Annotated in this window: 3 protein-coding genes; all 3 read left to right on the forward strand. The window is 70.3% G+C overall.

Annotated elements, in window-relative coordinates:
• The coding region (gene tssI / locus KBA23_RS15950) for a type VI secretion system Vgr family protein (protein ID WP_290743011.1) at window positions 1–2,189 on the forward strand (2,189 nt) is incomplete at its 5' end.
• A gap of 13 nt (window positions 2,190–2,202) precedes the next feature.
• Window positions 2,203–2,622, forward strand: coding sequence for a DUF6484 domain-containing protein (locus tag KBA23_RS15955; protein ID WP_290743014.1), 420 nt, complete (start codon window positions 2,203–2,205; stop codon window positions 2,620–2,622).
• Between the two features lie 11 nt (window positions 2,623–2,633).
• Complete coding sequence (locus KBA23_RS15960) at window positions 2,634–3,791, forward strand: HEAT repeat domain-containing protein (protein ID WP_290743017.1); 1,158 nt, start codon at window positions 2,634–2,636, stop codon at window positions 3,789–3,791.
• Window positions 3,792–4,576 lie beyond the last annotated feature (785 nt).

Here is a 4,576-nt window from a genome sequence, read left to right on the forward strand (position 1 = left end):
CGCTGAAGCTCCTCGGCGAGGAGAGTTCGGTCGAGGCCGAAGCGGGCGACCCGCCGCGCTGGTTCTCGGGCCAGGTCGCGGCGTTCCGCCTCGCCCATGTCGAGCGGCGGATCGCACACTACGAGGCGGAGATCCGGCCGTGGTTGTGGTTTCTCGGGCTCGGCGCCGACAGCCGGGTGTTCCAGAACCTCAGCACGGTCGAGATCGTCGAGAAGGTGTTCGAGGCCTACCCCGGCGCGAAGTTCGAGAAGCGCCTGCGCGGCAGCTACCCGCCGCGGGAATACTGCGTGCAGTACTGCGAGAGCGACCTCGCCTTCGTCTCGCGCCTCATGGAGGACGACGGGATCTGGTGGTTCTTCGCCTGCGAGGACGGGGCGCATACCCTGATCCTCGTCGACGACATCCCCGCGCTGGAACCCGCGCCGGGCTACGAGACGGTGCCCTTCCACTACCGCGAGGATCCGCCGCAGCACGACCGCGAGCACCTCGCCGACTGGGCCCCGGTCGTCTCGGCGCGTCCGGGCGGCTATGTCCACACCGACTACGACTTCACCCGGCCGGCGCTGGCGCTCGCCGCGACGGCGACCTCGCCCTTCGAGCACGCCCAGGCCAAGGGCGAGATCTACCACTACCCCGGCACGCATCTGGAACTCGACCGCGGCGACGCGCTGGCCCGGGTGCGGCGCGAGGAGGCGCAGGCCGGGCACCTGCGGGTGCGCGCCGCCGGCAACGCCCGCGGGCTGGCGGCGGGGGTGGCTTTCAAGCTCGAGGGCTTTCCGCGCGAGGACCAGAACGCCGCACATTTCGTGCTGCGCGCCGACTACCGCCTCATTGACCCGGGCCACCGGACGGCGGCGGAGGGGCTGGGCGAGACCTATCTCGTGGCGCTGGAGGTCGCGCCCTCGGCCCTGCCGTTCCGGCCGCCGCGGATCACGCCCCGGCCGGCGATGCGCGGGGTGCAGACGGCGACGGTGGTGGGTCCGGGCGGCGCCGAGATCTACACCGACGCGCACGCGCGGGTGAAGGTGCAGTTCCACTGGGACCGCCTCGGCAAGCGCGACGAGAACAGCTCGTGCTTCGTGCGGGTGTCGCAGACCTGGGCCGGGGGCGGCTGGGGATTCATCCAGATCCCGCGCATCGGCCAGGAGGTGATCGTCGACTTCCTCGAGGGCGACCCCGACCGGCCGATCATCACCGGGCGCGTCTACAACGGCGCCGAGACGCCGCCCTACGGGGTGCCCGGCAACGAGACGCAATCGGGATGGAAGTCGAACTCCTCGCCCGGCGGCGGCGGCTACAACGAGTTCATGTTCGAGGACAAGGCGGGGTCCGAACTCGTCAATTTCCAGGCGCAGAAGGACCATACGCTCCTCGTCAAGAATGACCGCTCGAAGCTCGTCCAGCACGACCAGTCCGACCGGATCGACAACAACGCCAAGCACTCGGTCGGCGTCGACCTCGACGAGGACGTCGGCAACAACAAGACGACCAAGGTGGGCGTCGATCGAAAGGTCGACATCGGCTCGAACGACACCGAGACGGTGGGGGCGAACCGCTCGCTGACGGTCAAGGCGGACGAGACGATCAACGTCAACGGAAGCTCGACCGAGACGATCGGCGTGAACCACACCCAGACCGTCATCGCCTTGCAAACGATCAGCGTCGGGGCGGCGCGGGTGGACCTCGTCGGCGCGGCCGAGACGCGGACGGTGGTCGGCGCGCAGGTCAACGCGATCGGGGCCATCCGCCAGGTCAGCGTCAAGCTCGCCCAGAGCCACGACATCGGCGCCTCCGACAGCTGGGGCGTGGGCGCGGCCCAGACGATCAACGTCAAGGCCAACCGGAACATCTCCGTCGGGGGCGCGCAGGGGACGAGCGTCAAGGGCGCGCGCACCGCCAAGGTCGAGGGCGACGACGGGATCGACGTCACCGGCGGGCGCTCGGTTAAGGTCGGCAAGGACAGCGCGCTCGACGTGACCGGGGGGGCGCTGATCAAGGTCGGCAAGAAGCTGATGATCGAGGCGACCGACGAGATCACGCTGAAATGCGGCTCGGCGACGCTGGTGATGAAGAGCGACGGCACGGTGACGATCGACGGCAAGGACGTGACCGCGAAGGCCTCGGGCAAGTTCCTCGCCGACGCGACCGGCGACGCGAAGGTCAAGGGCTCGACGGTCCACAACAACTGAAGGAGAGGCGCGGATGGACGTGCGCGGGCGGATCGACGGGGTGGCGATCGGGATGCTGCTCGGCTTCGTGGACGGGCAACCTCTGGTGGTGTTTCCCGGCAACCCCGAGCCGGCCGGCGTGCCGGCGCGCATCCTCGCCCCGCTCGGGTCGGAGGATCTCGGCGCCGAGGTGGCGCTCCTTTTCGAGGACGGCGACCCCCGGCGGCCGCTGGTCGTCGGGCGGATCGTGCGGCCGGGCGCGGCCCCCGGGGCCGAGGCGGAGCGGCCGGCGGCGCGGGTCTCGATCGTCGGCGAGGAGCGCATCGAGCTGCGCTGCGGGCGGGCGACGATCCTGATGGAGAAGGACGGCCGCATCGTCATCCGCGGCGCCCATGTCGTCAGCCACGCCAGCGGCGCGAACCGGGTGCGCGGCGGATCGGTGCATCTCAACTGAACCGTGCCGTGATGCTCCGCCCGGCGACGATCGCGGCGCTCGTCGCCCAGCACGCCGAGGACGCGGCGTTCCTGTTCGTGCAACGGGCGCGGCAGGTCGACGGGCGGCTGTTCGGCGAGGCCGATCTCGGGCGGCTCGACCAGCGGCTGACCGCAAACCTCGCCGGCATGGCGGCGGCCGGCGAGGCGGGGTGGGAGCTGGCGCTCGCCCGCCTCGGTGATTTCCCCGAGGCGGGCGAGCTTTTCGTCGTCGCCTGGATCGCGCTCGGCTCGGGCGAGGCCCCGCTGGTCGAGCAGGCGCTAGCGGCCGCGGCCGCAGCCCCCGGCGCGTTTCGCGGCTTTTCCGGCGCGCTGGCGCGCCACGCGTCCGGGCGGTTGCGGCCGGTGGTCGGACCCTGGCTCGACGCCGGCGATCCGCTGCTGCGCCGGCTCGGCGTCTGCGCGCTGTCGCAGCACCGCGTCGATCCCGGCCGGCGGCTCGCCGCGCTCCTCGCCGATCCCGACCCCGCCGTGCGCGGCCGGGCGCTGCGGCTCGCGGGCGAGCTTGGCCGCGCCGATCTCGCGCCGGCCGTGGCCGAGGCGCTCGGCGACCCCGACCCCGATGTCCGCTGGCGCGCCGCCCGGGCCGCCTGCCTGCTCGGCCTGCGGCCGCAGGCGACGGCGGAGGTGGAGCGGCTGGCGGCGCGCGACGGCCCGCGCCGCGCCGAAGCGGTCGAGTTGCGCCTCGTCGCCTGGCCCCGACCCGAGGCGGTGGCCTGGGCGCGGGCGGAACTCTCGCGGCGGCCCGACGACGCGCTCCTCGTCGAGGCGGTCGGCGCGATCGGCGAGCGCGCCGCCGTTCCGTGGCTGATCGAACGGATGCACGACCCCGCGCTGGCCCACGCCGCCGGCGCCGCCTTCCGCGACCTCTTCGCCGTGGATTTCGACGCGACCGACGTCTTCGCCGCCGACCCCGCCGCGCTCGGCCCCGCCTTCGCCGACGCCGAGGAACCCGTCCCCGTCGCCGAGCGCGCGCGCGCCTGGTGGGAGCGCACGAGAGGCGCGCCCGACGCGCCGCCCTTCCTCCCGATGCGGCAGGCCCGGCTCGGCGCGCTCCGCGCCGCCGCTGCGGCGCCGGGCGCGCCGCTGGCCGACTGGCGGCGAACCCGCCCCTACCCCGCCTGGAGCTGACCCGCGCCGCGCTTGCCCGCACCGACGCCCAACCCATATGGCGCGCGAAAACCGCCTCCGCGTGATCGCCTTAGAGCTAGATAATCATGCACATGGTGATCACGCACATGGTGTTGAGGTCGACCGCACTCGCTGTGGGCGATGCCCAGAGACCGGCGGCGTCGAGTGGCATGCGCCACCAAGGCCAGATGAAGGACGCCCGCGTCGCGCCCCCACGACCGAAACATGCTCACGACCGCGAGGTCGGGCCCGTAGCCATCGATATGAATCGGAGCACGCCTTGCTCGCCGAGGGTGATCAAGTCAGAAATACAATCACCAGATTGGTTACGATCAACACCAAGTACCCGCACAGCGCGGAGGATCAGTTAGACGCGCTCCCGGAGATAGAGCTTAGTTGCTCTGTAGTATCGCCATCAAAACTTGTCGTTAAGATTGGGCGGAACTACTTCATTATTAATTAGCTTCCAGATCTGCTCGAAGGCAGCAACCATTGAACCACGAAGCGAAACGTGCACCAAGTTCACCGGAATCTGACGTCTGTCCGCAATTTCTTGCGACGTCGAACCATTTTCAAGAGCCGCAAGATCATCTCGTCGAAACTCCAGCGGATACAACAGCTCTAGAGCAGATCACACGTCCGTATACAAACTGAAAACGCGCTCCCAGTTCCGCGCTTGCTTCTCTCACGGTCAAGGTTAACAACCCGCAAAGAAGTGGCAAGCCTGATTCCAGCCCGATTCCATCCGAGTTCCAGCCCGTATTTCTCCAGCATTTCCAACCGGA

The organism is Amaricoccus sp. (assembly GCF_017995835.1).
Taxonomy (GTDB): Bacteria; Pseudomonadota; Alphaproteobacteria; order Rhodobacterales; family Rhodobacteraceae; genus Amaricoccus.